The 26,684-nt window shown below is 62.5% G+C and carries 27 protein-coding genes; 9 read left to right on the top strand and 18 right to left on the bottom strand.

Annotated elements, in window-relative coordinates; genetic code table 11:
- Positions 1-3: 3 nt before the first annotated feature.
- From FBAL_RS07290 to FBAL_RS07280, 3 genes are all read right to left on the bottom strand, one after another.
- Positions 4-396 (bottom strand): MAPEG family protein, encoded by a 393-nt coding sequence (locus tag FBAL_RS07290; protein ID WP_013344943.1) that lies wholly within the window; start codon positions 394-396, stop codon positions 4-6.
- A 129-nt stretch (positions 397-525) separates the two neighbouring features.
- Positions 526-903 carry a hypothetical protein gene (locus FBAL_RS07285; protein WP_013344942.1) on the bottom strand — a complete coding sequence of 126 codons (378 nt, stop codon included), beginning with the start codon at positions 901-903 and terminating at the stop codon, positions 526-528.
- A gap of 82 nt (positions 904-985) precedes the next feature.
- Positions 986-1,528 carry a GNAT family N-acetyltransferase gene (locus FBAL_RS07280; protein WP_013344941.1) on the bottom strand — a complete coding sequence of 181 codons (543 nt, stop codon included), beginning with the start codon at positions 1,526-1,528 and terminating at the stop codon, positions 986-988.
- A gap of 180 nt (positions 1,529-1,708) precedes the next feature.
- Between FBAL_RS07280 and FBAL_RS07275 the strand changes: the two genes are divergently transcribed.
- Positions 1,709-2,335 carry a UPF0149 family protein gene (locus tag FBAL_RS07275; RefSeq protein WP_013344940.1) on the top strand — a complete coding sequence of 209 codons (627 nt, stop codon included), beginning with the start codon at positions 1,709-1,711 and terminating at the stop codon, positions 2,333-2,335.
- A gap of 62 nt (positions 2,336-2,397) precedes the next feature.
- On the opposite strand, the gene FBAL_RS07270 is transcribed toward FBAL_RS07275, so the two are convergent.
- The 10 genes from FBAL_RS07270 to FBAL_RS07225 all read right to left on the bottom strand — a co-directional run bounded on the left by FBAL_RS07270 (position 2,398) and on the right by FBAL_RS07225 (position 10,396).
- Entirely contained in the window at positions 2,398-2,847 is a 450-nt protein-coding gene (locus tag FBAL_RS07270) for a tellurite resistance TerB family protein (RefSeq protein ID WP_013344939.1), read from the bottom strand.
- A 94-nt stretch (positions 2,848-2,941) separates the two neighbouring features.
- Positions 2,942-3,229: a 50S ribosomal protein L25 gene (gene rplY, locus FBAL_RS07265; protein WP_013344938.1), complete on the bottom strand. Its 288-nt coding sequence runs from the start codon at positions 3,227-3,229 to the stop codon at positions 2,942-2,944.
- Positions 3,230-3,354: 125 nt separating this feature from the next.
- A complete protein-coding gene (mepK, locus tag FBAL_RS07260; RefSeq protein WP_013344937.1) occupies positions 3,355-3,909 on the bottom strand; it encodes a peptidoglycan L,D-endopeptidase MepK in 555 nt (184 codons plus the stop codon).
- Between the two features lie 152 nt (positions 3,910-4,061).
- On the bottom strand, positions 4,062-5,540 hold the full coding sequence (locus tag FBAL_RS07255) for a L,D-transpeptidase family protein (RefSeq protein WP_013344936.1): 1,479 nt from the start codon (positions 5,538-5,540) through the stop codon (positions 4,062-4,064).
- A 110-nt stretch (positions 5,541-5,650) separates the two neighbouring features.
- A complete protein-coding gene (locus FBAL_RS07250) occupies positions 5,651-6,808 on the bottom strand; it encodes a tetratricopeptide repeat protein (protein WP_013344935.1) in 1,158 nt (385 codons plus the stop codon).
- Positions 6,805-7,422: an energy transducer TonB gene (locus tag FBAL_RS07245; RefSeq protein ID WP_013344934.1), complete on the bottom strand. Its 618-nt coding sequence runs from the start codon at positions 7,420-7,422 to the stop codon at positions 6,805-6,807. The genes FBAL_RS07250 and FBAL_RS07245 overlap by 4 nt, the downstream gene beginning before the upstream one ends.
- The gene (locus FBAL_RS07240) at positions 7,419-7,826 is read right to left on the bottom strand and encodes an ExbD/TolR family protein (RefSeq protein ID WP_013344933.1); all 408 of its coding nucleotides are present in this window, start codon (positions 7,824-7,826) and stop codon (positions 7,419-7,421) included. Before FBAL_RS07240 ends, FBAL_RS07245 begins: the two co-directional genes overlap by 4 nt.
- Before the next feature lies 1 nt (position 7,827).
- Positions 7,828-8,346, bottom strand: coding sequence for a MotA/TolQ/ExbB proton channel family protein (locus FBAL_RS07235; RefSeq protein ID WP_013344932.1), 519 nt, complete (start codon positions 8,344-8,346; stop codon positions 7,828-7,830).
- Entirely contained in the window at positions 8,343-9,650 is a 1,308-nt protein-coding gene (locus FBAL_RS07230) for a MotA/TolQ/ExbB proton channel family protein (protein WP_013344931.1), read from the bottom strand. The genes FBAL_RS07235 and FBAL_RS07230 overlap by 4 nt, the downstream gene beginning before the upstream one ends.
- On the bottom strand, positions 9,650-10,396 hold the full coding sequence (locus FBAL_RS07225) for a DUF3450 domain-containing protein (RefSeq protein WP_013344930.1): 747 nt from the start codon (positions 10,394-10,396) through the stop codon (positions 9,650-9,652). The genes FBAL_RS07230 and FBAL_RS07225 overlap by 1 nt, the downstream gene beginning before the upstream one ends.
- A 363-nt stretch (positions 10,397-10,759) precedes the next feature.
- Between FBAL_RS07225 and FBAL_RS07220 the strand changes: the two genes are divergently transcribed.
- Positions 10,760-11,041 (top strand): HU family DNA-binding protein, encoded by a 282-nt coding sequence (locus FBAL_RS07220; protein ID WP_013344929.1) that lies wholly within the window; start codon positions 10,760-10,762, stop codon positions 11,039-11,041.
- Between the two features lie 44 nt (positions 11,042-11,085).
- On the opposite strand, the gene FBAL_RS07215 is transcribed toward FBAL_RS07220, so the two are convergent.
- From FBAL_RS07215 to msrP, 4 genes are read right to left on the bottom strand one after another with little or no spacing between them, the layout of a single operon-like run.
- Positions 11,086-11,820, bottom strand: coding sequence for a glutamine amidotransferase-related protein (locus tag FBAL_RS07215; RefSeq protein ID WP_013344928.1), 735 nt, complete (start codon positions 11,818-11,820; stop codon positions 11,086-11,088).
- Positions 11,821-11,830: 10 nt separating this feature from the next.
- Positions 11,831-13,609: a DUF885 domain-containing protein gene (locus FBAL_RS07210; protein ID WP_013344927.1), complete on the bottom strand. Its 1,779-nt coding sequence runs from the start codon at positions 13,607-13,609 to the stop codon at positions 11,831-11,833.
- A 49-nt stretch (positions 13,610-13,658) separates the two neighbouring features.
- Positions 13,659-14,279: a protein-methionine-sulfoxide reductase heme-binding subunit MsrQ gene (gene msrQ / locus FBAL_RS07205; RefSeq protein ID WP_013344926.1), complete on the bottom strand. Its 621-nt coding sequence runs from the start codon at positions 14,277-14,279 to the stop codon at positions 13,659-13,661.
- Positions 14,279-15,301, bottom strand: a complete 1,023-nt coding sequence (msrP, locus tag FBAL_RS07200; protein ID WP_013344925.1) for a protein-methionine-sulfoxide reductase catalytic subunit MsrP — start codon at positions 15,299-15,301, stop codon at positions 14,279-14,281. The genes msrQ and msrP overlap by 1 nt, the downstream gene beginning before the upstream one ends.
- Before the next feature lie 150 nt (positions 15,302-15,451).
- Between msrP and rmuC the strand changes: the two genes are divergently transcribed.
- The 7 genes from rmuC (at position 15,452) to FBAL_RS07165 (ending at position 24,878) form a co-directional block, all read left to right on the top strand.
- Positions 15,452-16,789: a DNA recombination protein RmuC gene (gene rmuC, locus FBAL_RS07195; protein ID WP_013344924.1), complete on the top strand. Its 1,338-nt coding sequence runs from the start codon at positions 15,452-15,454 to the stop codon at positions 16,787-16,789.
- 65 nt (positions 16,790-16,854) lie between these two features.
- A complete protein-coding gene (locus FBAL_RS07190) occupies positions 16,855-18,795 on the top strand; it encodes a transglycosylase SLT domain-containing protein (RefSeq protein WP_013344923.1) in 1,941 nt (646 codons plus the stop codon).
- 42 nt (positions 18,796-18,837) lie between these two features.
- Entirely contained in the window at positions 18,838-20,205 is a 1,368-nt protein-coding gene (locus tag FBAL_RS07185) for an NfeD family protein (RefSeq protein ID WP_013344922.1), read from the top strand.
- Positions 20,202-20,978: a slipin family protein gene (locus tag FBAL_RS07180; RefSeq protein WP_013344921.1), complete on the top strand. Its 777-nt coding sequence runs from the start codon at positions 20,202-20,204 to the stop codon at positions 20,976-20,978. The genes FBAL_RS07185 and FBAL_RS07180 overlap by 4 nt, the downstream gene beginning before the upstream one ends.
- A 38-nt stretch (positions 20,979-21,016) precedes the next feature.
- Positions 21,017-21,928: an AAA family ATPase gene (locus tag FBAL_RS07175; protein ID WP_013344920.1), complete on the top strand. Its 912-nt coding sequence runs from the start codon at positions 21,017-21,019 to the stop codon at positions 21,926-21,928.
- Positions 21,925-22,878 carry a DUF58 domain-containing protein gene (locus FBAL_RS07170; RefSeq protein ID WP_013344919.1) on the top strand — a complete coding sequence of 318 codons (954 nt, stop codon included), beginning with the start codon at positions 21,925-21,927 and terminating at the stop codon, positions 22,876-22,878. Before FBAL_RS07175 ends, FBAL_RS07170 begins: the two co-directional genes overlap by 4 nt.
- Entirely contained in the window at positions 22,878-24,878 is a 2,001-nt protein-coding gene (locus FBAL_RS07165; protein ID WP_013344918.1) for a transglutaminase TgpA family protein, read from the top strand. Before FBAL_RS07170 ends, FBAL_RS07165 begins: the two co-directional genes overlap by 1 nt.
- On the opposite strand, the gene FBAL_RS07160 is transcribed toward FBAL_RS07165, so the two are convergent.
- Complete coding sequence (locus tag FBAL_RS07160) at positions 24,833-26,341, bottom strand: MltF family protein (protein WP_013344917.1); 1,509 nt, start codon at positions 26,339-26,341, stop codon at positions 24,833-24,835. The genes FBAL_RS07165 and FBAL_RS07160 overlap by 46 nt on opposite strands.
- Positions 26,342-26,684: the final 343 nt, after the last annotated feature.

The raw sequence follows: 26,684 nt of genomic DNA, 5'->3' as shown, positions 1-26,684 counted from the left end.
GGTTCAGAGCAACGGGTTCACCAGCAGATAAAGGGCCGGCACCAGAATGGCCAGCCAGGTGAGCAGGGTGCCAAGCAGGCGGCCCGGGTGGTAACCGCCGTTGCCTCCGACCAGCCCCCAGGGGTGCAACACCCGCCCCAGCACCAGGGTGGCTCCTGCGCCATGCACCAGCCACAACGGCGCCCCGCTGGCTTCAATGCAACCCAGCAGGATCAGGGCGATGGGGGCGTATTCAATGAGGTTGGCGTGGGCACGAACCCGCAACTGAAGATCACGGTTGTCAGCATCGCCCACCCCAACTTTCAGGGCCCGGCGCTGCCGTACCACTCCCCAGGCCAGGGCCAGGGTGATCAAACCTATCCAGGCGGCGTAAACACCGGTCCACTGCAATGCCATGCTCCACTCCATGCAAACGGTTACATCAATGTTTGCCTAACATATTGGAAGCGCAGGCAAAAGCCAATGAAGCAAGGCAGCCACCGCATCAGCACAACCAAAAACGGGGCCATTGGCCCCGTTGTCGTTTTACCCGTCGTTATCGCCCTGCCCCAGTCGGCTGACCCCCAGCGTCAGTGACGGCAGCGTCAGGCGACGCACCCACATCAAACCGACAAAACTCAGGGCAAAGCCCAGTGCCAACAGAGCGTCACCAATCACGCCATTGAGGTGCATCACGATGGTGACCAGCAGCAAGCCGATGGGCAGCAGATGCTTGCTGGCCTGCTGTCGATACTGGCCGATGCGCTCTGCCAGGGCCGGGCGGTCACTGGCGTTAACCTCCAGCTTCACGTTACAGCCGTCGCAGGGCCAACTCTGGTGCTTCATCAGGTCGGCAAAGCGCTGGGCGCTCATCTGCTGGGCCTGCTCACAGGCGGGACAGTGGTAGTGAATTCCGGGTTTCATCTCGTCCTAAAACCAAACGCTGTGGTGATGGCGGCTACCTTATCGACAATCTTCACCGCCCTGCAAGTGCAACGATAACCCATTAACCCGATTGCCATTGATTACGCATCAGGCCGTAAACACGGTGATCAAAACAGTGACCATTAACCAACTCGGCGCGGCGCAGAGTGCCCTCCAGCTCGCAGCCCAACCGCTCCGCCACCGCCTGGCTGCGGTGGTTACTGACCGCGCAGCGCAGCTCGATCTTTTCCAGTTCCAGTTGCACAAAACCATAGCGGATTAAGCCTCGGGCGGCACGGGTGACGATGCCCCGCCCCTGGTAAGCCTCCGCCAGCCAGTAACCCAGAACCCCCACCCGGCGGGCATCGAGGCCGCGCAGATCCATCATCCCCACCAGCTCGTTATCCAGCAGCACACCGCAGGTCAGGCTGTGGCCCTCACCATACTCCCCCAGCATCTGGCACAGGTACTGGCGGCTGTCTTCCTGCTGCTGCACCAGGCCCGGCCAGGCGAGGAAATGGCTGAGGTGGTCGCGGTTGGCCAGAACCAACTCAAACAGCCGGGCGGCGTGTTCCGGCCCGAGCAGGGCCAACTTGATGTCATCGTCGATGGGGAGGGTGAACATATTTCGTCCTTGATACGGCATAATCCAGGAAAGTCCGTTATATCATTGCCCTTGCGCGCAAACCAATCGGTGCCGGATGCACACCAGCAGGGATCTGGCGCACAGTTATGGGGTGATAGCGCTGGCAAAGCTTCGCAAACATGCGACCCTATTCACCACGGTTCCAACCCGGCTGAGACCATGAAAGAGAAACTGACGAAACACGACGAAAAGAGACTGACCGAAGTCCTCAATGAATGCGCCCAGCACGGCGGTATGGACCTGCTGCAGGCCAAAGGTTTCCTGGCCCATCTGCATTGCCACCCCCGCACCCTGGACCCGTCCAGCTGGAGCAGCGCCATCGCTGGGGTGGAGCCGGAGAAAGAGTACTGGCCCTTTGAAGCCAAAATCATGGAGCGCCTGTTCACCCTCTTCAACCAGCTGCACGACGAAGTGCACCTGAAACAGCGCCTGATGCCGCTGGAGATGAGCGAGCATCTGGATGCCCTGAACCAACGCCAGGTACCGCAGCCTCTGCGACACTGGCTGGCCGGCTTTATGACCGGCTTCCTGTTCCTCAAGGAAGCGTGGCAGGAGCTGCTCACCGACGAGCAGTTCCAAGAGGTGGAGTCCTGCGCCAGCCTGCTTGGCTATGTGGCCACCCTGGGCAGCGATGAAGAACACGCCGTTGCCTGGCGTGAAGGCGCCGAGCCTGAGCCGGAGCAGCTACGCCACGCCATCGACGAGGCGCTGGCATATATGCACGGCTGGAGCCAGGTCAAGCTGGACGATGACGGTGAGCTGGCGCCGGTGAACAGCGGCCACTAAAGCGCACTGATCAAAAAACGGGGCCGATTGGCCCCGTTTTTTATGCCCACGGCTGAACGCGGCTACTGCGCCGGCTGCGCGGCCAGCTTGGCCTGAATGTAATCGCCGTGGCTGACGTAGAGCAGGTCCGCCACCTTGCGGATCACCCCCTCCTCCTGAGGGTCCAGGTCGCCATCGGCATAAGCGACCCGCCACAGCCCCTGGATCAGGGCGATTTTCTGGGCCTGGCTCAGGTTCTTCTTGGCCACCGAGGTAAAGGCAAACAGATCCGACGCCTCCTCACTCACCTCCAGGGCCTGGTCAAACAGCAGGCGCAGTTCCCGCTCCGACAGCGAGAACCCCTCCTCCAACAGATGCCAAATCGCCGCTTTCTCCTCCGGGCTCTGGCTGCCATCACTGCGGGACACCTCCAACAGCAGGGCGGCGCACGCCAGCCGCGCGTCCACTTCACTTTGCTTGATGCCGGAGTCCTGCTCACTGGACAGTAACCGGCGCAATCGGGCCAATATCATCGTTTCGCTCCCAAAAGGTGGCTGGAAAGATAAGGTTAGACAGCCCAAAACAGAAAAAGGCACCCGAAGGTGCCTTTTTCATACAAGCTGGCGATTAAACGCGCTTAAAGTCGATGTGGGTGACTTTCGGCTTGTAGGGGTGACGCTGCATGGCTTGCGCTTTTACTTTTTCCTCTTTGCCATCAACAACGATGGTCAGTTCGGCAGTGTAGAAAGCGTCTTCGTCCTGAGCGTGCAGGATTTTGTCGTGATCCAGTTCGATGGAAACCGGCTCAGCGTTGCCACCGTAGATGATGGCCGGGATCAGACCAGCGTGACGCAGGCGGCGGCTCGCACCTTTCCCCGCGTCGGTGCGGACTTTAGCTTCGAATACGAAAGACATAGGTAAAACCTCAAAAATAGAAAAAAAGATGCCGACGTTTGCGACCAACGTCGGCACTTTGCTTTTAAAAGCCGGCGGATTCTATCACAGCGCGAAAGCCGCCAACAAGCGGGATTTGTGGTGTTTTACCAACGTCGCACCGGGCCGGTATCGACATGGACAAAACCGGAACGCGGATAGTACCCCACACCGCCACCTTGCAGGGACAACGCGGCTTTGCGCAGGTCCGACAGGGCCACGCCCGGCATGGCAATATCCACCGCCATCGCCTTGGTGTGGTAGCTGCGTTTGGCCACGCCACCAGAGCGTGCGGCCAGCATCTCGTTGGTCTTCATGCTGCGGTAGCCGGAAATAAGGTGGATATCTTTGTGGTAGTCCAGCTTTTCGGCCAGTTGGTATACCAGCTCGTAAAGACCGCGGTCGATGGGGGCCACTTCGTTGACCCGGTGATCGCGCAGCACGGTGTCGAGCTGAGACAGCCCGGATTGGAGGTAATGGCCTTCGCCCCAAAACTCGGCAGTGGTGCGCTCACCGGTATGGCGGTTATAAAAGCTGAGGGCGCGCAATGGCGCATTGGGCGACTGCAGACTGGCATGGGCAACGCCTGGAAGGCCAGCCAACATCAATGTGGCCCCGGCGCCGCCCAGCAGGCGCCGTCGCAAAGTGCAGATCTCTGACATGATGAACCCGTAAACCAAATCCATTTTATTATTCGGGAAGTGTCTCCTTCCCGTTCATTAGTGGGCCCACCCTACCGATCACTTTTTGACCTTTCAAGTGCTTTGTTCTGCCATAACTTAGTCCAAAAACAGCTTACCCCGGCAAGTCACTCTTATTCCTTATTTTTGTCCAGGCTCGCGGTCAGGGCGGGCTGGCGACCAATTGCTGCTTTTTCGAGCTCGTAGATGTCACTTCGAAACTGAGCGCGCCCCCCATCCATCCAGGCACTCCAATACACCAGGTAAACCGCCAGAGGTTGCTGTAGGGTCAACCAACGTGGCCCACTGGCATTCAGATAACGCTTCAATGGCGGCCCTTCGGGGGACTGGGCCTGCAGCAGCAGGTCCGCCAGCAGGTCGGCGTTCTCAACCCGGATGCAGCCAGAAGAAAACGCCCGGGTGCTGCGTTCAAACAGCCGCTGTTTCGGGGTGTCATGGAGGTAGATGGCCTGACTGTTTATCAGGTGGAATTTATACCGCCCCAGCGAATTGCCCGGGCCGGGACGCTGGCGCAGTCGATAGGGGAAGCCCTGGTAAGCCAGGCGGGAGAGTTCATCCGGCGAGAGCCAGAGTGGCCGGTTCTCCGAGTCCAGCACCTCAAAGCGGTTGCGCTGGACGTAGCTGCCGTCGGTCAGGATCCGGGGCAGCAGGTCCTTCCGCATGATGGAGTTGGGTACGTTCCAGTAGGGATTAACCACCACGCTACGCAGTTCACTGTGCATCCTTGGGGTGCGTCGGGAGGGCATCCCCACCACCACTCGGGCGCTGAAGCGGGACTGGCCGTCCTGAACCCAGTCGAGTCGGTAGTCGGGAATGTTGACCAGCAGGTGGTCCGGTGCGAAATAGTGCCGATCATGGGCCTGGCGCACGAGTGCACGCGCCAGCAAGCGCGCACGCTCTTGATAATCCAGCCGCAGCCAGTGACGGGTTCGCGGCCCGATAACGCCATCGGCTTTTAGCCCATGACGGCGCTGAAACTGCTGTACCGCCGCCACCATGCCGCCGTCGTAACGCAGGCTGTCGGTGCGGCCCGGGTAGTCCCCGAGACGGGCCAGTTGCCGGCGAATCGGCGCCACCTCGGCGTGGTGCTCACCGGGTTTGATCACCCCCCAGGCCCCAATCGCCAACGGCGGTTGCCTGGCCAGATGGTGCAGCTTGCGCAAGCGATTGCTGAAGGCCAGATAGTGCGGCACGGGCGGCTCCAGCGCCAGCACCCGCTCATACAACCTACCCTTGGCGGCATCGTGCGCCATGGCACTGGCAAACCCCGGCTCAGGCATCAGTGACAGAGGCGCGTTCAGATCAAGCTGGCCGGGAGGAAAACGGTGTACCTCGCGCCAGAAGGCGCGCACCAACAGGTAGGCTTCGGTATACAACAGGCTGGCCTGCTCCGGCCCGGAGGCCTGAGCTAACCGCCACTGCAGGTCATCAAAACGGGGATCCAGATCCGCTGCCGCCAGGATCGCCAATTGTCCCTCAAGTTCCCGTGCCGCCTGTTCCTGGCGTGAATCAGCAAACCATAGTGGCTTGCGGTCTCCCCCCATCGCGACCCCGCTGCAGATGCAAAACAGGATAACGAACATCAGGCGCATGGGAACCACAACTCCTACAACGTCACTACAGGGTGAGTATGGCAGTTGCCGTCCCCGGGCGCGGGGTGCGCCGAGAAAAAAACACCCGGCGCCAGGCCGGGTGTGGTTGTTCAGAGTGCGAGCTTTTCCTGCAGGAACGCCATCCAGGGATCCGCCGATTCCCGGTCGTAATGACGCGCCCGTTCTGCCCGCGCCAGCGCGTCGGCGTAGTCGCCCATCTGGTAGTAGGCGCGCACCGCCATCATCTCCACCCGCAGGCGATCGTCGTTGTCCAGCTTGAGGGCATCCAGCGCTGGCAGCAGTGCCACCGCCTGCCGGAATTCGGAGGCCATCACCAGCACTTCAAACTGATTGACCCGATACTGGCTGTCCAGTTCTGCCGCCCGGCCCCAGGCCTGTTGTGCGGCGTCCCACTCCCGCGCCATCTGCCAGTAACGGGCCAGCTCCACCCGACGCTCAACATCGTCGTCAATGTGCTTACCCAGTTGCCCGGCCAGGAAACGCGCCGCCAACTCCGGCAGGCCACGGTTGTTGAACAGCTGAATCAGTGAGCGGTAATCCCCCTCGCTGGTCAACAGGTTGTTCTGCTCCGCCAGCGCCAGAGTGCGCAGTGCCGCTTCCTGATCGTTCAGGCGCAGTTGCACACTGGCGCGCTGACGCCACCAACTCAGGCGCTCCGGCTCCAGCTCAATCAGCGCCGCCGTCACCTTCAGCGCTTCAGGCCAGTTCTGAAGTTGCTGATAAGCGGTCAGCATCATCTGGTAGGGCGAGACACTGGACTCCAGCGCCACCGCAGCGCGTGCCGCCGGAATCACTTCCGCCCACTGCTCCAGTCGGAAGTGGCTCTGGGCGATGCGCAGGTGCAGATCCGCGTTAACCAGCTCCGCCGGGGCGTTATCACGCAGCCACTGGTAGTGGCCCAGCGCGTCACGGAAACGTTCATTCATTAGCAGGATGTCCGCCACCATGCGGCGGGTCTGGGCGCTGGTCATCTCGTTAAGCACACCACTGTCCAGTGCGATCTGCAGTTGCTCCAGTGCCTTATCCGGCTGCTCCGCGGCCCAGTAGAGGCTGCCCAACAGGCGCGCCACGTAGGCTTTGGATTCGCCATCGCGGGGCTCCAGCGGGGCCAGGATGTCGATGGCCTGGTCCAGCTTATCCGCTTCGTACAGGGCCCAGGCTTCCTGAACCTTGCTGGCCATAATGGGGCTCATGGCGGCCTGGGCGGTGCCGGCCAGCATGGCCAGGCACAAAATCAGCGCTCTCATCGGTTCAGCTTAAACTCCAGTTTGGCGGTCTGGCCGGGTTGAGACACGGCTTTGCCATCCAGTTGCTTGGGCTGGTATTTCCAGCGCGCCAGCGCCTTCATGGCAGCCTGATCAAACAGGCGCACCGGCTCAGACTCGATCACCCGGATATTGCGGGGGCGGCCCTGCTCGTCGATGGTGAACTCCATCAGCACGTAGCCTTCGGCCCGCATCCGCAACGCACGCTGGGGGTAGGCCGGTTCCACCCGGTACAGCGGCATCGCCTGGCGGTCGGCGGTGGCCAGGTCGGCTTTGGCGGGCATGCCGATCTGGATGTCACCGGGGCCATCGATGCTGAGGGTGGGCAGGTCCAGATTCATCTGAACGTTGGTGGCACTGCTGTTCTCCACCACCTGCGCCTGAGGCAACTCCGGCAACGGTGGCGGCGGCTCCGGCAACGCCCGGCTGCGGCGGTTAAGCTGCTCCGGACGATCCGCCATCAGCACCGAAACCGGGGCCGGACCGGGCTCGCTTGGGGCTTTGCCCGGGCCTCCGGTGACCATCATCGCCATCAGGCTAAACAGCCCGGCGGTGATCGCCCCGCCCAGGCACAGCGCCAGCAGGTAGTCCCTCATTGGCCCGGCTCCGCCGCCAGCGCGATGTCGGTAATGCCCGCCGCCTTGGCCGCGTCCATCACCTTGACCACCACACCGTTAAAGGCCCGCTCATCGGCCTGGATCACCAGCGGGGATTCCGGCTGGTCGGCACGCAGGCGCTCAAGGTTGGCCTGCACCCGCTCGATGTCGATGCGGCGCTGGTCGATGTAGATCTCATTGCGGTTGTTGATCGCCACAAACAAGCCGGCCCCCGCCTGAGACGCCGCCGTAGAGGCTTCCGGACGGTTAACCTCGATACCGGACTCACGCACAAAGGAGGTGGTCACGATAAAGAAGATCAGCATGATAAAAACGATATCCAGCATCGGAGTCAGGTCGACCTGAGCTTCCTCCTGCTGAGGAACAGGACGCAAAATTCGCATCTCAATTCTCCCGCGGCAACGCGTTGGCCAGTCCGTGCAGTGCACGCTGGCTGTATTTCTGCAATCGGGCGTGGACAAAGAGTCCCGCCAGGGCGGCCACCATCCCTGCCATGGTGGGCAGGGTGGCCATGGCGATGCCGGCCGACATTAGCTTGGGATTGCCGGTGCCCTGGGCCGCCATCACGTCAAAAACGCTGATCATGCCGGTTACGGTACCGAGCAGACCGAGCATCGGGCAGATCGCCACCAGTGCCTTGATGAAGTCGAGGTTGGCGTTGAGGCCACGCTCGGCACGGCCGAGCATGCCTTCACGGCAGGCAACGGCGTACCAACTGGTGCGTTCCGAACGCGCCTGCCACTGGGCTTGCCACTGGGCAGACTGGGCCGGGAAGCGCAGTGCCAGAAACAACACCCGCTCCATCATCAACACCCAAATCATCAGGACAACGGCGGCCAGGACCCAGAGTAGCGGACCGCCCCGGGCCATAAACTGGCCTATCCAGTCCCACCATTGGGTCATGCCTTGGACTCCCCATCGGCGTGGGCGGCCACCAGCGCAATGCTCTCTTTCTCGAGCAGGCTGCGGATCACGGTGACGCGGGTGGACAGCAGGTTGTGCGCCAGCAGCAGCGGCATGGCCGCCACCAGGCCCAGTACCGTGGTCACCAACGCCATGGAGATGCCGCCGGCCATCACTTTCGGGTCACCGTTGCCGTATTGGGTGATCACCTGGAAGGTTTCGATCATGCCGGTCACGGTACCGAGCAAACCCAGCATCGGCGCAATGGCGGCCATCAGCTTAAGCATGGACAGCCCCTTCTCCAGCCCCTGCTGCTCATTGACGATCGCTTCCAGCAGCTTCAGCTCCAGGGTTTCCAGGTTGTGATGCTTCTGGGCGTGGTACACCTTGAGAATGCGACCCAGCGGGTTGTTGTCGTTGGCTTCGCGCTGTTTCAGTTGCTTGTTGATGGCCAACTGGCTGCGCAGCAGCACGGCCGCCCGCACCAGCGCAATCAGGGCACCGATGGCCAGCAGCACCAGAATCACCTGGCCCACCAGGCCGCCCTGGGCCAGACGCTGGCTCAGGGTCGGGGTTTGCTGGTACTGGTCCAGCAGTTCGCCCATGGCCGGGTCGATCACCAGGGCGTTGCCCTGCCCCGGCAGCATAAAGTCCGGCTGACGCGGGTACAGCGTCGCCAGGCCGCGGGCGGTGTCGACCTGGGCGAAGCCCTGCTCAGACAGCAGGTTAAAGGGGCCGATACGCCACAGTTGGGCCTCAGCGATCTTGCCGTCGGTCTGGGCCAGCGGCAGGGTCACCGGTTGAATGGCGGCGCCGTCACGGATGTCGGCCATCATGATGGCTGGCAGCGCCTGCAACTGGGCCAACTCCGGCAGACGATCGGCCCGGGCCATGGCCTGGGCCTGCTCAATGCGCTCTGGGGCGGTCAGGGCCAGCGGGCCGCGCTCCAGCTCGGCGGAAAGTTCGCCGCCGACCTGGCGCACCACGCCGTACACCTCACCCAGGGCACCGGTGGCCAGGGTCAGTTCGGTCTCTTTCTCGGACAGCGCGCGCTCGTTGTCGCTGAAGGTGTCGCTCAGGGCGGCCACTTCGGCTTTCAGCGCCTTCAGGGCAGCCATCTGCTGCTTGAGCTGGGCCTCCACCTCGGCGGCACTGGCCTGATGGCGGGATTCACGCTGGGCGTTGTGGCTGGCTTCCGCAGCGCGGGCTTCGGCGCTGCGTTCCACCATGTCGGTGTTGGCCAGGGTGTGGGCCGACAGCAGCAACATCGCCGCCGTCACGGCGGTTTGGGTCAGACGACGCATTATTGGATCTCCTGGCTCAGGGGAAGGGTCAGCAGCGAGGGGGCCTGGTGGCCGGCAGCGATGCCGTAGGCCTGGGCCAACACGCTGGTGCTGATGTCAGTGGCCGGTTGCCACTGGCCCTGTTGCCATACCCAATACTCGCGGCCGTCAAGGCTGCGCGCCAGCAGAGCCAGGCGGCCCAGATGCAGGAACTCCGCTTCGCGGCTGTCCTGGCCATTCAGTACCAGGGTGTCACGGTAGGTGCCCAGACGACGGCCGTATTCCATCTCAATCTGGTAAGCCTCCAGCAAACGACGGAACTTCTCCGCGTCCGCCACGTCAGCACGGCCCATCATCTGGTTCAGGTCCGCCAGGCGAGCCTGGCGCTGTTGCGCCTTCAGCGGCAGATCACCTTCCACGGCTTGCTCGAGGTCGCTCAGCATGTTGTACATCAGCGGCACCAGGCCGGAGCGGGTGTTTTCAATGCCCGCCAACTGGCTGTCCAGGCTGGCCAGCTCACGATGCTGGTCATCCACCAGCCGCTTGAGGTGGTCGCGGTACACGCTGAGGTTGTTGATCTCCTCCTTGACCCGCTCCAGCTCGGCTTGCTGGTTCAACTGTTGCTCGGTCAGACGGTCAACCTGCGCCTGAGTGTCCCGAGCGGCATTCTGCAGCGCCTGTTGGTTCTGCTCGGCCTGCGGCAAACCGCTGGCCATGGCGGCGCCACTCATCAGCATGCAGGCGAAGCCCAAGGCTCGTGATGTCATGTAAAACTGTCCCCAAGAAAGGATTGGATGGTTGGATACGGCAGTAGATAGTGACAGGAATTTCAGCCTGCCTCAATAGGAATAATTCTCAATTGGCGACAGGTTCAATAAATAGTGATCTGGGGCAGATCCCGGCTCGCTCACCGGGTTAACAAGGCTTGAGGGAGATCACAGTTTAATGTGAACGTTCTGTCTACAATCCTTAACAGATTCATGCTCTTCCCACACTGTCTTGTTGGAATTGTCGGCATCCGAACTTCGGGTGCCGTTTTTTTTGGTCACTTCATCGCCGCTCGCCCGATTCCCCCCTTGTTTCAGTCCTCAGCTCCGGTATAACAGCCCCCTTTTGCCACGGAGCCGACTGTGAATCGTCAACAACTGATTAAGCGAATGGCCGAACTCAGCGAGATGAGCCAGGCCGAGTGTAAGCGGGTTCTGGCGGCGCTGGAAAACACCATTGCCCAGGCCCTGCACGAGGGTGAAACCGTCTATCTTCCGCCCCTGGGCGTGTTTGAAGTGCGCCACCACCTGCCGCGTACCGGGCGCAACCCGCAAACCGGCGAGACGATTGAGATCCCGCTGCGCACCGTGCCCGCCTTTAAAGCGGCGGCGCCGCTGAAAAAAGCGGTGGCGGAGCAGGCATAAAAGAAGGGGCCAGATAGGCCCCTTTTTTGTGTCTGAACGCTGCCCTACTTCGGCAGCAACACCCGATCGACAAAACGCCGCAGCAGGTCGTTGGAGAGTGGCGTCTCCACCGCGCTGTCCAGCACCTCGCGCAGATGGTCTTCGCCGTCGGTGTAGTGATGGGCAAACTGGGTCAGCCGCGCAATCAGTACCGCTCTGTCCACCTCAGGGTGAAACTGGGTGGTCCAGAATGGTGCGCCATCCACCCTGAAGCTGTGGGTGCAGGGCTCAGTGTAGGCCAGCAAGGTACACCCCTGCGGGACCGTGAGTGCGCGTTCACGATGCACTGAAACGGCCATAAAGCCTTCGGGCATATCGTGGTACAGCACATCGTCCCGGGCGGCGTCGGTCAAGGAGATGGCGACGGTGCCCATCTCGAAATCCCGCTGGTCACGAATCACTTCGCCCCCCAGCGCCCGCACCGCCAGCTGGTGGCCAAAGCAGGAGCAGAACACCGGCATCTTAATGTCGATGCAGTGACGCAACAGCGCCATGGCGGGCACCACAAAGGGGTAGTTTTCCGGTTCCAGCACGCTGGCTTCCGATGAGCCTCCCACCAGCACCCCGTCCACACCGGCCAGCACCTCGGGGCCGAACTGCGGCGTATCAAACAGGTTCAGGATCCGGATCTGCTCCGGCTTAAGGCCACAAAACTGGGCGAAGCTCCGCCACTCCTCGTCGCGGGTCTGGGGATTATCCCGGATCTGCACCAGCAGCAGTGTCAATCTCGCCCGGTTCATGGCCCGCTCCTTATTGCGCCTGTTCCAACATCAGGCCGCGGATGATGTTCACCGGGGCACTGCCGTAAGACAGGAAGGTCTCATGGAAGGCTTTGAGATCAAAGTCCCCCTCCTTCACCTGTTTGTAATCTTCGCGGAAATCGTAGATCTCGCGGAAACCGGCGTAGTAGGAGGTCAGCTGGACCTGGCTCAGGGTGGCACGGCGCCACTTCTGAGCCGCTTCTTCGTGCTGCTGGAAGGCACCGTTGACCAGGTGGTCCATCACGGTGGCTTCATCGGCGCCCAGCACCTGAATCTCGTAGTCGATGATGGTGTTGGTGATCACCCGCAGGTTCCACTTCCAGTACATCAGCCACAGCTCAGGCTCGAAGTCGCCGTAGCCCTCCTCCAGCATCATCCGCTCGGTGTAGACCGCCCAGCCTTCCACCATGGCGCCATTGCCAAACAGGCTCTTGACCAGTGACGGCGACTCGTTGGAGTACACCAGCTGGGTGTAGTGGCCGGGGATCGCTTCGTGGATGTTGAGGATCTGCAGGATCCAGTGGTTGTACTCACGCAGGTAGCTTTCCGCCTGCTCGTCGCTCATGCCATCCAGCGGGGTCACGTTGTAGTAGGTGTTGGCGTGCTTATCGAACGGCCCGGGGGCAGAGATGGACGCGCCGGCGAAACCCCGCATGTAGGGCGGGGTTTCGCGCACCACCAGCGGCTTGTTGGGGTCGAGGGTGATCAGGTCATGCTGGCGCACAAAGGCTTCCAGCTCCGGGATCTGCGCCTTCACTTCGGCCACAAAGTCTTCCCGCTTTACGTGGCGGGCGGAGAGGTGGTCAATCAGCTCTCGGGTAGCCTGCTGGCTGTCCCGAGGCATCCCCTTGCCGGGGAAGTACTTGGACCAGAGCTGTTCGGTGATGGAGGCCATCTGCTTCTGGGCCTGGTCACGGTCAGCCAACGCTTTCTGGTACAGCTGTTTGGCGGTCATGCCGGACTGAATGTCGAGGGCGAACTTCTCCTCATAGAGGGTTTCACCGATGCGGAAGGAACGGGCCCCATTGGCCTTCAGTTCACGCTCCAACTCCTCCAGGAAGCTGACAAAGCTGAGGATCGCCTGTCGGGTTTCAAAATAGCGCTTTTCAAACAGCGCTTTTTCGCCCTCGCTCAGGCCGGAGGCTTTGGCCTTAGCCAGCATGGTGTCATCAAACACCGCCAGACCACCCTTGTTCTGCAGGATCGCCAGCTGGGTGTGTTCCAGCGTCGGGTTGTGGATGTTGGCCCGGGCCGCGCTGTAGTAACGGCTGACATCAGACATCCGGCCCAGCACCGCTTTAAGGCGGGTATCCAGGTCGGCGTACTCTTCGTTCATCAGCCGTGCAAAGGGGCCAGCCACATTGTACTGAGCCGGGTTCCACTGCCACGCCTTAAAGCGGGACACCTGCCACTCCATGCTGTCCAGCAGGTTGTCCAGCAGTGCCTTGTCGGTGCGGGCGGTGGCGCTGAGGGGCTGGTCGTCATAGGCCGACAGAGCCTGACGCCACTTAGCCACAAACGCCAGTTGGCGCTGACGTGACGCCTCATCGGGCACCACCAGTTGGTCGGCGTAGTCGTAGACGCCGCTGTAGAGGGCCCAGGTCGGGGAGAGACGCCAGAGGTCGTCAATCAGTTGGTTGGAGAGTTGCTGGAACTGGGCTGACTGACACTCGGCCAGACAGGGGGCCGGCTCAACGGCAACAGGTTCGGGGGTTTGACAGGCAGACAGGCCGAGGACGGCCAGGCCGGCAAAGAGGGTCGTTCTCATTGTTTTATCTTTCCGACAACAGTAAAGGTCACGGAAAGTTAACCACTTTTTAGCCCTTGCTGTCAGCCCCAAGCCGACGAAACACCCGCTTTGGGATCAGTACTTTGTAGCGCCAAGCCAGCAACAGCAGAAAGCCGGACAGATAGAGTGCCGGCTCCCAGTTGCCGGATTTGACCGACCACCAGAAGTGCACCGGCCCCAGTATCGCCACCAGGTACACCCAGCGATGCAGCGCCTGCCAACGGCGGCCCAGCTTGCGTTGCGCCAGTTTGGGCGAGGTCACCGCCAGCGCCAGCAGCACCACAAACGCCACCATTCCAACGGTGATATAGGGACGTTTCACCACCTCGCCCAGCAGCAACGACCAGTCCAGCAGCAGGTCGAACACCAGGAAGGCAGCAAGGTGTAACAAAGCGTAAGTAAAGCACCACAACCCCAGTAGACGACGTACCCGCATCAGCCAGGGCCAGCGCCGCCAGCGGGCCAATGGCGACACCAACAGCGTCGCCGCCAGGGTATTAAGAATGCCCATGCCCAGGAAGTGGATCAGGTATTGCACCGGGTCGCCGCCAGCGGCCCTGCTCTGAACCGCCAGCCACAGGTACAGCAATGGCAATCCGCAGGCGAGGTGCAGGGCGGTCTTCAGCAGGATCAATCCACGATTGCTCATCAGTAGTACCGGGTCAGGTCCATGCCCTGGTACAGCGACGCCACATAGTCGCCATAGCCGTTAAAGGGCTCGGTGGGGATGCGCTTGGCGGACAGCAGGCCCCCCGCCCCAATGCGGCGTTCGCTGGCCTGGGACCAGCGGGGGTGATCCACCGCCGGATTGACGTTGGCGTAAAAACCGTACTCATGGGCCGCCAGCAGATTCCAGGTGCTGGGAGGTTGGGTTTCCGTCAGGCGGATGCGGACAATCGATTTGATGCTCTTAAAGCCATATTTCCACGGCACCACCAGTCGGATGGGGGCGCCATTTTGGGGCGGCAGGGTTTTACCGTAAAGGCCGACGCTGAGCAGGGTCAGTTCGTTCATCGCCTCATCCATTCTCAGTCCTTCGACATAGGGGTAATCGATGCCGCCGCCGAGGAAGCGGTTACTCTGTCCCGGCATCTGCTCCGGGTCGTACAGGGTTTCAAACGCCACGTATTTGGCTTTGCTGGTGGGCTCTGCCCGCTTCAGCAAAGCGGCCAGCGGGAAACCCAGCCAGGGCACCACCATCGACCAGGCCTCCACACAGCGCAGCCGGTAGATGCGCTCCTCCAACGGGGCCAGCTTAAACAGATCGTCGTAATCCAGGGTCATCGGCTTGGCGACCTCCCCCTCGATCACCAGTTTCCAGGGTTCCACTTTAAATCCCTGGGCTTTATTCACCGGGTCGGTTTTGGCGGTGCCAAACTCATAGAAGTTGTTGTGGGAGATCACCTTCTGTTCCGGCGTCAGCGGGCCATTGATGAGGTGGTCGAAGGTGAGGTTTTTACGGTGTTGCAGAGCCCGGCGGGCAAACACCGCCTGCTCGCTGTCACCCAGCAGAAAATCCAGAACGCCCGCGTTGGCGGAGGAGGACAGCAGGGTACCAGCACCCACAAAGCCCAACTGCTTAAGCAAGCGGCGACGGTCGGCAAACACCGCCTCCGGCGTCACCTCTGCTTCCGTCATCCGTTGCCATGGTTTGTTCGCGTACTTGCTCATTGCTGTCCCTCCTGTTCACTCTGGCTATAGACCCCGTCCCACCCGGAGAAATTTCATATACGGGTCACCAGGCCGGGTCGATCGCCCAATTTTCCGCCGCTTAGCGAGTGATCAGTCACGCTGTGCCCCCCTTGCAGGCCGGCGTTGGCAATGCCACGATGGCACTTTATTCCCATCCCGATACGCTTTATGACCACACCGCTTTGGATCGCCCTTGGCCTGGGCATCCCCCTGCTGGCCGCCCTGATCGTATTGATTCAGCAACGCCAGCGACTGGCCCTGCTCAATCACGATGCCGAACAACTGGCTGACCAGCGCGACGAACTGGTGGGCCGACTCAGTGCCCGCGAACAGGAGATCAACCGCCTGCACGCGGCGCTGGGGCAAAGCCGCAATCAGGAGCAGGCGCTGCGCGAACAGCTGGCCGGCCAGCAAGAGAGCGAAGCCCGCCTGACCGCCCAGTTTGAGAACCTGGCGAACCGCATCTTCGAACAGAAACAGCAGCAGTTTGCCCAACAGAGCCACCAAAGTCTCGATGCGGTGTTGACCCCCATCCGCCAGCAGCTCGACCAGTTCCGCCTGCAGGTGCAATCCAGCCATGCCGAGGAGAGCAAACAGCGCCACGCGCTGGAGCGCCAACTGCTGGACCTGAAATCCCTCAACCAGAAGATGAGCGAAGACGCGGTTAACCTGACCCGTGCCCTGAAAGGGGACAACAAAGCTCAGGGCACCTGGGGCGAGGTGGTGTTGGGCCGACTGCTGGACCAAAGCGGCCTGCGCGAAGGCCATGAGTACGACACCCAGGCCAGTTACCAGCAGGAGGATGGCAAGCGCTACCAGCCCGATGTGGTGGTGCACCTGCCCGACGGTAAGGACGTGATCATCGACGCCAAGATGTCGCTGGTGGCCTATGAGCGCTTCTACAGCAGCGAGGATGACGCCGCCCGCGAACAGGCGCTGGCCGAGCACCTCGCCTCCATCCGCGGCCATATCAAGGCACTGGGCCAGAAGGACTACCACAAGCTGAAGGGGCTGCGCAGCCTCGACTATGTGCTGATGTTCATTCCGGTGGAGCCCGCCTTTGTTACCGCCATCGAGCGCGACCCGAGCCTGATCAACGAAGCGCTGGAGCGCAATATCATGCTGGTCAGCCCCAACAGCCTGTTGGTGGCCCTGCGCACCATACAGAACCTGTGGCGCTATGAGCACCAGAGCCAGAATGCCCAGGCCATCGCCCAGAGCGCCGGTAAGCTGTACGACAAGCTGGTGGGCTTCTCCGACGACCTGCTGAAACTGGGTCGTGCCCTCGACACCGCTCAGGGCAGTTATCAGCAGGCACTCAATAAATTCTCCCAGGGCCGGGGCAACCTGTTACGTCAGGGCGAACAGCTCAAACAGCTTGGCGCCGAGAGCAGCAAGAAGGCGGATCCCGCCCTGCTTGAACAAGCCTTGAGCGAACGAGTGGAACTGACTGAAAAACCCACCTGATCCGAGTTGTCTAAGCGCCGTGCCGGACACTAAGCTTGCGCTATCGAGGCAAGGAGTGTCCGGTAATGACGTTACGCAGTTGGGTATGTGGCGGTCTGTGGTGCCTGTTGGTCTCATTCAGTTCAGGGGTAGCCGCCAATCAAACCGCCGGGAGTTCGACCCCGGCAATCGAATCGCAGCGGGCCCTGTATAAGCAGGCGCGCGAGGCGTTGTCTATGGGCAAAACCAGCGCCTACTATCCGTTGCGTCGGCAACTCGACGACTATCCGCTGACCCCCTATCTCGACTACCACTACCGGCTCAGGCAACTGGGCGAGCTCAGCGCTCAGCAGGCGGTGGAGATCCTGCAGGGGTTAGCCCCCACTCCACTCTATCACCCCTTTAAACACCGGTTTCTGCTCTCCCGTGGCAGCCGCCAGGACTGGTCGGCCTTTCTGACCATCAGTCCCGAATCCCCCCGCAACGAAACCCTGCGCTGTTACTACTACCGCGCCCGCCTGGACAATGGCGACACCGACATCGCCTGGGAGGGCGCCAAAGCGCTGTGGCTGTATGGCAAAAGTCGCGACAAAGCCTGCGACCCACTGTTCACCGCCTGGACCAAGGCCGGACAGCGCAGCGACAACCTGATCTGGCAGCGAATGTTGCTGGCCTATGACGCTGGCCAACTTTCCCTGTTGCGCTACCTCAACACCAAGCTGAGCAGCCGCTATCGCGGTCAGGGCGATCTGTTGGTGCGGCTTTACCGCCACCCCACGGAACTGCGCCACAACGCCCCGCTGACCCGCATGGAAGAAACCGGCCAGGCGATCGCGGCCGCCACCCTGAAACGACTGGCCCGCAAAAATGCCAGCCGGGCCTGGACCCGTTACCAATACTGGCGCGACGAACTGGGCGATTTCGAAGATGGAGTGCGCCACACCCTGCTCTACCATGCGCTGATTCAGGATGGCGAGTGGAAGCCCATTCTCGACTCCGAGCTTATCCAGAGCAGCGCGGACAATCTGGTGATCATCCGCGCCCGCAAAGCGATATTCGCCGGAGACTGGGACGACCTGCTGCAGTGGCTCGACCGTCTCACCGACGCCAACGCCAGCAAAACCGAGTGGCGTTACTGGCGCGGCTACGCACTGAAACAGCTGGGTGAGCAGGAGGCCGGACTGGCGCTGTGGCTGGACCTGGCTCAACAGCGCAATTTCTATGGCTTTCAGGCCGCCCAGCAACTGGGCCAGCCCTACGTGATGAACAGCGAACTGCCCAGCGTCAGCCCGAAATCCCGGGCCGAAGTGCTGGCCCTGCCTGGGGTGGCCCGAATCGAGGAGTTGATGGCGCTCTCCCGCGAGAGTGAAGCCCGGGAGGAATGGCGTTGGCAGATGGTGCGCCTGACCCCATCCCAGCAAGCGGCACTGACCGCCATCGCTTATGACCGCCAGTGGCACTTCCTGACCGTGGACGGCACCATCATCGGCAAGATGTGGAACGCCCTGCCCTGGCGCTTCCCCACCGCCCACGGCGACCAGTTCCTGCGCTTTGCCGAGATGCGCCAGCTGGATATGGCCCTGCTGCAGGCGGTGGCGCGGCGTGAAAGCGCACTCTATCCCCTGGCCCGCAGCCATGCCGACGCCTATGGCCTGATGCAGCTGCTGCCCTCCACCGCCAAGCGCACCGCTCGACAAATTGGCGCGCCCTACCGCGATGCCCAGGACCTGTACGACCCCAAGCGCAATATCCAGCTGGGCTCGGCGTACTACCAGGGGCTGATGGAGCGCTACGACGGCAACCGCCTGCTGGCCTCCGCCGCATACAACGCCGGTCCACATCGGGTCACCCGCTGGCTTAAGCGCAGTGATGGCAGCCTCGACGCCGCCCGCTTTGTCGCTACCGTGCCCTTCCGGGAAACCCGCGAATACATTGAGGCAATCCTCAGTTATCAGTTGATCTACGCCAACCTTGCGGGTCGTGAATTGCCCCTGATGAACGAGGCTGAGCGCGCCCGCGATTATTGATTTGCCTACACTTAGGTCAGGTGTCCGGGCCCGGAGGCGGCCATGCGAGTCCTGTTATTGTGTTTATGCCTGCTGGTGCCCGGTGCACTGGCGCAAGTCTGGGTGGTGCCGATCAAAGGGGTGATCGGCCCGGCCAATGCGGATTTTCTGGTGCAGCAGCTTGAGCAGGCGGCGGAAGCCAATGCCAGCCTGGTGGTGATCCAGATGGATACGCCCGGTGGTCTCGATACCGCCATGCGCACCATGATTCAGGGCGTAACCCAAAGCCCGGTGCCCGTTGCCACTTACGTCTACCCCTCCGGGGCCCGTGCCGCCAGCGCCGGCACCTACCTGTTGCTGGCCAGCCACGTGGCGGCCATGGCCCCCGGCACCAATCTGGGCGCCGCGTCCCCGGTGGCCATTGGTATGCCCAGCCAGCCTGGCCCCCAGGAGCCAGCCCCCACCAATCCGGAACCGGAATCGACGCCCGAACCAGAGAGCGATAAGCCCGCGTCGGAGCAGGACGATAAGGTCGTGGCCCGCACCACGCTGGAGAAAAAAGCACTGAATGACGCCATCGCTTACATCCGCAGCCTGGCTGAGTTGCATGGCCGCAACGCGGACTGGGCCGAGAAAGCGGTCAGCGAAGCCGCCAGCCTGCCCGCCAGCGAGGCATTGGAAATGGGGGTGATTGACCTGATAGCCCCCGACCTGCCCACCCTGCTCACCGACATCAATGGCCGCGAGGTGCAACTGCTGGGCCAGACCCATGCCATCGACAGCAGCGGCGAACTGGTCCAGCGCGAGCCCAACTGGCGCCATAAACTCTTGGCGGTGATCACCAACCCCAACGTGGCCTACATCCTGATGCTGGTGGGGATATACGGGCTGATTCTGGAGTTCTACAACCCCGGCGTGGGATTGCCCGGGGTACTGGGTGGCATCTGCCTGCTGCTGGCGATGTACGCGCTGCAGATGATGCCGCTGAACTATGCCGGGCTGGCGCTGATGATCCTCGGCATCATCCTGATGATCACCGAAGCCTTGAGTCCCAGCTTTGGCCTGTTTGGCATCGGCGGGGTGATCGCCTTTGCCCTGGGGTCCACCATGCTGATGGATTCCGACCTGCCCGGCTACCAGATCGCATTGCCGCTGATTCTGGCGATCTCCCTGACCTCACTCGGCGTATTCACTCTTATCCTCAGCATGGTGCTGAGGGCCCGGCGGCGACCTGCCACCACCGGTGATGTGCAACTGGCCGGAGCACCCGCCGAGGTGGTCGATGGCTTCCCCGGTACCGGGCGGGTGCGCTACGGCGGCGAGATCTGGCAAGCCTACAGCGACCAGGCCCTCACCCGCGGCCAACGGGTCACCATCGTCAGCCGACAGGGCATGGTGCTGTCGGTCAGCCAACACAAGGAGTCCGCATGATCACTCAATACACCCTGTTGAGCGTCCTCGTTCTGGTCGTCGCACTGCTGATCAGCATGTTCCGCATTCTGCGGGAATATGAACGGGCAGTGGTGTTCCTGCTGGGCCGCTTTCAGACCGTGAAAGGCCCGGGGCTGATCATCATCATTCCCATTGTCCAACAGATGGTCAGGGTTGACCTGCGTACCATTGTGCTGGATGTTCCCACCCAGGACCTGATCACCCGCGATAATGTGTCCGTGCGGGTGAATGCCGTGGTGTATTTCCGCGTGTTGGACCCACAGATGGCGATCAACAACGTGGAGAACTACCTCGAAGCCACCAGCCAGCTGGCACAAACCACGCTGCGGTCGGTATTGGGTCAACATGAGCTGGACGAGTTGCTGGCCGAGCGGGAAACCCTCAACCGCGACCTGCAAAGCATTCTCGACCAGCACACCGACAACTGGGGCATCAAGATTGCCAACGTTGAGATCAAGCACGTCGACATCTCCGAATCGATGGTGCGGGCGATGGCCCGCCAGGCCGAAGCGGAGCGGATGCGTCGCGCCAAGGTGATTCACGCCACCGGCGAACTGGAAGCGTCTGAGAAACTGGCGGATGCCGCCGCGGTGCTGGCCAATCAGCCTAATGCCCTGCAGCTGCGCTACCTGCAGACGCTGACGGAGGTGGCCTCAGACCGCACCAACACGCTGGTTTTCCCGGTGCCGATGGATCTCATCAACCGCTTTGCTGAAAAGCCTACTGGCAAGGGCGGGGATCCTGACCAATAGTTGTTGAAACGCGCAGGCAAGATATTGAGATAAAACGGATGTCATCAGAACTGGGCTCCGCGCTCAAACAACTGGAGCAGGTGCTGCTCGACAAGGCCACGGCTCTGCGTCTGGCCATGGCCTGCCTGCTGGGGGGCGGTCATCTGCTGATTGAAGACCTCCCCGGCATGGGCAAAACCACCCTCTCGGCGGCACTGGCCCGCACCCTGGGGCTCAGCTTCCGGCGGGTGCAGTTTACCGCCGACATGCTGCCCGCCGACCTGCTGGGGGTGAACATCTTTGACCCCGCCAGCAAGGGGTTCGAGTTCCACCCCGGCCCCATCTTCTGCCAACTGCTGCTGGCCGATGAGATCAACCGGGCCAGCCCCAAAACCCAGAGCGCCCTGCTTGAGGCGATGGCGGAACACCAAATCAGCCTCGATGGCACCACCCATCCCCTGCCTGACCCCTTTTTCGTGGTCGCCACCCAAAATCCCATGGAGCAATCCGGCACCTTTCCCCTGCCCGAATCCCAGCTCGATCGTTTTATGATGCGCCTGAGCCTGGGCTATCCGGATCAGGATGCCGAGAAACGGCTGCTGAAGGGGGACCACCGGGCCGACGACCTCGACCAGCTCTCAGCCTGCCTCACCCCTGACCAACTGGCGGCATTGCAGCAACAGGTTCAGCGGGTTGCCGCCACCGATGCAGTACTGGATTACCTGCTTGATCTGGTCGCCTGCTCCCGTCGTCCGGAGATGGACTGCGCCCCCCTTTCCCCCCGCGCCAGCCGCGCCCTGCTGGCCGCCGCCCGCGCCTGGGCGCTGCTCAGTGGCCGTAACTACCTGGTGCCCGACGATGTGCAGGCGGTGTTCCCCTCGGTGGCGGAACACCGGTTGCGTGCCGGACAACACACCGACGGCTCCATGCGTTCGCAGCTGATCCTAGAGCAGGTCAACCCGATCCGATGAACCTGTCCGCCCGCCTGCCCGGTCAATGGTGGCGCCGCTGGCTGGCCCGTCGCCTCCCCGCAGCCCGGCGCCAGGACCTGACCCACCGCAGCGTGTTTATCCTGCCCACCGCCCTGGGCATCGGCTACCTGGTGCTGTGTGGTGTGCTGTTTATCTTTGGCACCAACTACCAGAACAACCTGATCCTCGCCCTCTGTTTCCTGCTGATCAGCCTGTTCAATACCAGCCTGCTGCTGTCGTTCCGCAACCTGGCGGGGCTCACCGTCGCCGGTGGGGAGGGTCACAGCCGCCACGCCGGTGATGCCCTGCCCTTCGACATCACCCTCTCCAGCGAGCGGGCCCACTACCATCTGGAGCTGCGCTTCCCCGGCGGCGTAAACCGCTACGTCAGTAAGGTCGGTCCCCGGGCCGTGACGGTACAGGCGCTGCACCCACCCCACCGGCGTGGCCGACTGCGGCCGGACCGACTGGTGATCGCCAGCGCCTACCCGCTGGGGTTGTGTCGGGCCTGGTCACGGTTGGATCTGGACCAATCCGCGCTGGTCTGGCCCGAGCCGCAAGCCGGAGGCCAACTGCCGGTACCGGCGGCCAGCGAAGGGGACCACCAGAATCGCCGCCACCGCGCCGGTGTTGATGATTTCCACGGTCTGGCGCCCTGGCAGCGGGGCCACAGCCTGGCCCGGGTGGCGTGGAAACAGGCCGCCCGCAGCGGCGAATGGCAAACCAAAACCTTTGTCACCCCGGAAGGGGTGCCCACGGAATTGGCGCTGGATCCCGCCCTGCCTCTGGAAGCTGGCTTATCCCGGCTGACCCATCAGCTTGAGCAACTGCACCGTCGTCACCAGCCCTATGCCTTGCGTCTGGGACCACAACGCTATGGCCCGGACAGCAGCGAAGCGCACCGGCGCCGCTGCCTGGATGCCCTGGCCTGCTACCCGGAGAGCCCCTGATGGCGCGAACCCGACGTCCCATCAGCCGGCGCAGCCAGGGCTGGCTGCTGCTGGCCCAGGTGGCGGTTATCCTGCCACTGGCCAGCCACTGCACCCCCTGGACCCTGGCCATCCTGGCCCTCTGTCTGCTTTGGCGCCTTGGCATCTTCTTTGGCCGGGTGGCGCGCCCTCCTCGCCTGCTGGTGAATCTGCTGGGGCTGGGGGCACTGATCACGCTGGGGCTGGTGGTCAGTCAGGTGGGCATGCTGTCGGCGCTGATCAACCTGCTGGTGCTGGCCTATGGCCTGAAAACCATTGAGATCCGCCACCATGGCGACCTGTCAGTGGTGGTGCTAACCGGCTATTTCCTGATCGCCCTGCATGGCCTGAACCGCTTTGATCCCGCTGCGGCGCTGCAGATCCTGATCTGCTTCTGGCTCAATACCCAGGTGCTGGTCTCGGTCTACCGACCTGGGCCGCTCAGTGCCGGACCCCGTCTGGCCGCCAAGATGGTGCTGCTCAGTGTGCCCCTGGCGCTGCTGCTGTTTGTGCTGGTGCCGCGGATCGGCCCACTGTGGCAGATGCACGGCAGCCAGACCGCCCGCACCGGGCTGAGTGAAACTCTGGCGTTGGGCGACATCGCCCGGCTGGGACGCTCCAGCGAATTGGCGTTCCGGGCCAGTTTCGAGGGGGATGCCCCGGCCCCCGAGCACCTGTACTGGCGCGCCCTGGTGCTGGACCGCTTTGACGGCGAGCGCTGGCAGGCCTCGCCCCCACAGGCGGCGATGCATCGCATCCCGCGCAGCGAAGGGCAGAACTACACCCTGACCGTGCAACCCAGTACCCAAACCTGGGTGGCCACCCTGACCCCTTCCAGCAGCCTGGATAACCGACTGGGTGTCCTGCAGAACGGTCGCCAGGTCTGGCTCAGTGCCCCCGCTCAACGCCAGCAGGTGGCGTTAACCTGGCACCGCGGCGAACGTCCCTTCACACCACTGACCAGCAGTGAACGGCTGCACTACCTGAGCCTGCCCAGCCGTGGCAACCCACAGAGCCGCCAATGGGCCCGCGCGCTGCTGCAGCAACACGCCCAGCCCGAGGCGATGGTGCAGGCGGTGCTGGACCATTTCCGCCGCGAACCATTCCACTACACCCTCACGCCACCGCCATTGGGGCAACAGCAGATCGACAGTTTCCTGTTTGATACCCGGTCAGGATTTTGTGGCCACTACGCCTCGGCACTGGTGTTCCTGGCCCGCAGTGCCGGCATTCCGGCCCGGATGATCACCGGATACCAGGGCGGCGACCTGAGTCCGGACCAGCAACTGATGTCGGTTTACCAGTACAACGCCCACGCCTGGGTTGAGGTGCATCTGCCGGATCGGGGCTGGGTTTCGGTCGACCCTACCGCCGCCGTGGCCCCCTCCCGGGTGGAACAGGGGCCGGAAGTGGCACTGGCGGATGAAGCGGCCTTTCTGTCGGAGAGTACCGGCCTGCTGCGCTGGCACCAATGGCCACTGGCGCGCACCCTGCACCGTTATCTGGGCGTACTGGATCATCGCTGGAGCCAATGGGTACTGGGCTTTGACACCCGACGTCAGCAGGCGCTGTGGCAGGATTGGTTTGGCCAGGTGCGGATCTGGGACCTGGCCCTGGTGATGGCCACCGGCATCGGCCTGGTCGCGCTGTTTCAGGCGTGGCTGTTGGGGCTGTGGCGCTGGCCCAAAGCCAAGCCTCAGGCCCTGCGTCACTATCAGAAAGCACAGGCCCTGCTGCGCCGCCACGGCCTTGGCCCCCAGCCTGGGGAGGCGGCAGGCCCCTACGCCCAGCGGGTGGGCCGCCAATGCCCGCCCATCGCCAGCGCCATCCAGCAACTGACGGAATGCTATCTGGCCCAACGGTTTGACCCCAATCAGGCCCCGGACCGGCAAGCCCTGCGCCACGCTCTGCGGGCGCTGAAAGCGCGGTTGCCGGCTCAGCGCTGGGGGTTTAACCCCCGCTCCAGCACCTCACGCACCTGATCCCGCTGAGCCTGTTCCGCCAGCACCCGTTTGTAGGCGATGTAGTAGCGATAGAGGTTGGCCACAAAGGTGACGGTTTCCGCGCCGATGTCCGCCGCCGCCAAATCCTCCACGTTGTTAAACCACTGATTGGGGTCACGCCCCCGCGCAGCCGCTTCCCGTCTTAACCGGTTGATGCGGTTGGGTCCGGCGTTGTAAGCCGCCATCGCAAACAGGGCGCGGTTGAATTCACTCAGTTCCGGGTCATCAAAATAGAGCGTTCGCAACCGGTCCAGGTACTGGGTGCCGGCATGGATATTGTTCTCCGCCACCGTCAGGTTGCCGATGCCCATCTCCCGCGCCGTCGAAGGCATCACCTGCATAATGCCCACGGCGCCGACCGGACTGCGGGCGCGGGGATTGAAGCCCGACTCCTGAAAGGCAAAAGCCGCCAGCAGCACCCAGTCAAAGCCATACTGCTCTCCATAACGCTGAAACAGCCCCACCAGCTCCGGCATCGGGCCAAAGGGCTCGGTATCGAGGGAGGGCTTTAACCAGCTGTCAGAGATCAGGTAGCGGTGGGCAATCAGCGCCATGCTGCGCCCCTGTTGAGGGTGCGCTTCAACAAACTGGTTGAGCTGAGCCAGCAGGGCCGGATTGTCCCGCCGCAGGCCGAAACCGACGGCACCGTCCTGGCGCAGCGGTACCGCAGTCTGAGCCTGCAGTTGGGGAAAACGCGTTAACCATGGGCCGAGCTTAAAGTCATCCACCACCGTGGCGGAGAAGTGGCCACTGGCCACCAGGGCCAGCAGGTCTTCATCCTCCAGCCGGGGGTCGGCGGGTATCAGCGTCATTGGCACCAGCCCCTGCTGCCGCAGCCGTTGGTTCATCACTTCGGCACTGGCGTAGTAGCTGGAGTCCGGGTTGACCACCAGGCTGCGCCCCGCCAGCTCGGTCCACTCGGTCAGTTCAGGCCAGTCCGGGCCGGACACCACCCACTCAGACACCCCCTCCCGCCAGGGCTGGCTGAAGGCGATCTCCGACTCCCGCTCCGGGGTGATGGTGAGGTTGGCCACGATAAGGTCGCCGTAGCCTTCAAGCAGAAAGGGGATTAACTGGTCGCGGCGTACCGGGATGGGCGTCAGCTTGAGCTGGTCGGCATCCCGCCCCAGCTGTTTCTTCAGGTCTTGCTTGAGCAGCTCCAGCAGCGCCACCACTTTGCCCTTGGGACGACCGCGTTCGATGTAGTACCAGCCCAGGGAGAGACTGGTCAGCACCCGGATCTCCCCCTGTTCCAGCATCATCGGAAGGTCACCCAAACGGGCACCGGACAACGCTGGCCAGATGGTGGCCAGGGGCGCGGCATCATCAACGGTGGGGTCGACCAGCATCGGCAGGGTGGGAAACGCGTGAGTGACGCTGCTGGCCGTGGCCAGCAGCGCACCCAGCCCCAAGCGGAGCCCTTGCTGCAACACCGACACCATCGCGCCTCCCGGTCATCGCCCGTGGGCAGAGAAGAGCGACAGGGTCGCTCAGGCCCCGGCGGGGCCTGAGAACAAGTGTAGCGTCAGTCGTTTTGAGGTGTTCGGGCAGGCCGGCGGGCCTTCTGGCGGTGGGCGCCAGCAGGCTCATCCTGATGGGGACGGGAACGGTGAGGTTTTTGTCGAATTGGGGCATCCAGCCAGTTATCAGGGATCCGGTTCATGATCAAACCCTTGTGCTATGGGTCGTTCAATCTTCCATCAATCGCCGCCGCGGCAACAGCGAGGGATTTTTGCGCCCGGCCAAGATTTTTTTCGTTTTGTCAGGTCCCTCTTGTCCCCTATA

This window comes from Ferrimonas balearica DSM 9799, assembly GCF_000148645.1.
Classification (GTDB): domain Bacteria; phylum Pseudomonadota; class Gammaproteobacteria; order Enterobacterales; family Shewanellaceae; genus Ferrimonas; species Ferrimonas balearica.
The sequence above is the reverse complement of the archived record's forward strand: the minus strand, read 5'-3'. Positions and strand labels throughout refer to the sequence as shown.

Coding starts and splice junctions, on each gene's coding strand:
- FBAL_RS07290 (WP_013344943.1), bottom strand. CDS start 396: ATGGCATTGCAGTGGACCGGTGTTTACGCCGCCTGGATAGGTTTGATC.
- FBAL_RS07285 (WP_013344942.1), bottom strand. CDS start 903: ATGAAACCCGGAATTCACTACCACTGTCCCGCCTGTGAGCAGGCCCAG.
- FBAL_RS07280 (WP_013344941.1), bottom strand. CDS start 1,528: ATGTTCACCCTCCCCATCGACGATGACATCAAGTTGGCCCTGCTCGGG.
- FBAL_RS07275 (WP_013344940.1), top strand. CDS start 1,709: ATGAAAGAGAAACTGACGAAACACGACGAAAAGAGACTGACCGAAGTC.
- FBAL_RS07270 (WP_013344939.1), bottom strand. CDS start 2,847: ATGATATTGGCCCGATTGCGCCGGTTACTGTCCAGTGAGCAGGACTCC.
- rplY (WP_013344938.1), bottom strand. CDS start 3,229: ATGTCTTTCGTATTCGAAGCTAAAGTCCGCACCGACGCGGGGAAAGGT.
- mepK (WP_013344937.1), bottom strand. CDS start 3,909: ATGTCAGAGATCTGCACTTTGCGACGGCGCCTGCTGGGCGGCGCCGGG.
- FBAL_RS07255 (WP_013344936.1), bottom strand. CDS start 5,540: ATGCGCCTGATGTTCGTTATCCTGTTTTGCATCTGCAGCGGGGTCGCG.
- FBAL_RS07250 (WP_013344935.1), bottom strand. CDS start 6,808: ATGAGAGCGCTGATTTTGTGCCTGGCCATGCTGGCCGGCACCGCCCAG.
- FBAL_RS07245 (WP_013344934.1), bottom strand. CDS start 7,422: ATGAGGGACTACCTGCTGGCGCTGTGCCTGGGCGGGGCGATCACCGCC.
- FBAL_RS07240 (WP_013344933.1), bottom strand. CDS start 7,826: ATGCGAATTTTGCGTCCTGTTCCTCAGCAGGAGGAAGCTCAGGTCGAC.
- FBAL_RS07235 (WP_013344932.1), bottom strand. CDS start 8,346: ATGACCCAATGGTGGGACTGGATAGGCCAGTTTATGGCCCGGGGCGGT.
- FBAL_RS07230 (WP_013344931.1), bottom strand. CDS start 9,650: ATGCGTCGTCTGACCCAAACCGCCGTGACGGCGGCGATGTTGCTGCTG.
- FBAL_RS07225 (WP_013344930.1), bottom strand. CDS start 10,396: ATGACATCACGAGCCTTGGGCTTCGCCTGCATGCTGATGAGTGGCGCC.
- FBAL_RS07215 (WP_013344928.1), bottom strand. CDS start 11,820: ATGAACCGGGCGAGATTGACACTGCTGCTGGTGCAGATCCGGGATAAT.
- FBAL_RS07210 (WP_013344927.1), bottom strand. CDS start 13,609: ATGAGAACGACCCTCTTTGCCGGCCTGGCCGTCCTCGGCCTGTCTGCC.
- msrQ (WP_013344926.1), bottom strand. CDS start 14,279: ATGAGCAATCGTGGATTGATCCTGCTGAAGACCGCCCTGCACCTCGCC.
- msrP (WP_013344925.1), bottom strand. CDS start 15,301: ATGAGCAAGTACGCGAACAAACCATGGCAACGGATGACGGAAGCAGAG.
- rmuC (WP_013344924.1), top strand. CDS start 15,452: ATGCCACGATGGCACTTTATTCCCATCCCGATACGCTTTATGACCACA.
- FBAL_RS07190 (WP_013344923.1), top strand. CDS start 16,855: ATGACGTTACGCAGTTGGGTATGTGGCGGTCTGTGGTGCCTGTTGGTC.
- FBAL_RS07185 (WP_013344922.1), top strand. CDS start 18,838: ATGCGAGTCCTGTTATTGTGTTTATGCCTGCTGGTGCCCGGTGCACTG.
- FBAL_RS07180 (WP_013344921.1), top strand. CDS start 20,202: ATGATCACTCAATACACCCTGTTGAGCGTCCTCGTTCTGGTCGTCGCA.
- FBAL_RS07175 (WP_013344920.1), top strand. CDS start 21,017: ATGTCATCAGAACTGGGCTCCGCGCTCAAACAACTGGAGCAGGTGCTG.
- FBAL_RS07170 (WP_013344919.1), top strand. CDS start 21,925: ATGAACCTGTCCGCCCGCCTGCCCGGTCAATGGTGGCGCCGCTGGCTG.
- FBAL_RS07165 (WP_013344918.1), top strand. CDS start 22,878: ATGGCGCGAACCCGACGTCCCATCAGCCGGCGCAGCCAGGGCTGGCTG.
- FBAL_RS07160 (WP_013344917.1), bottom strand. CDS start 26,341: ATGGTGTCGGTGTTGCAGCAAGGGCTCCGCTTGGGGCTGGGTGCGCTG.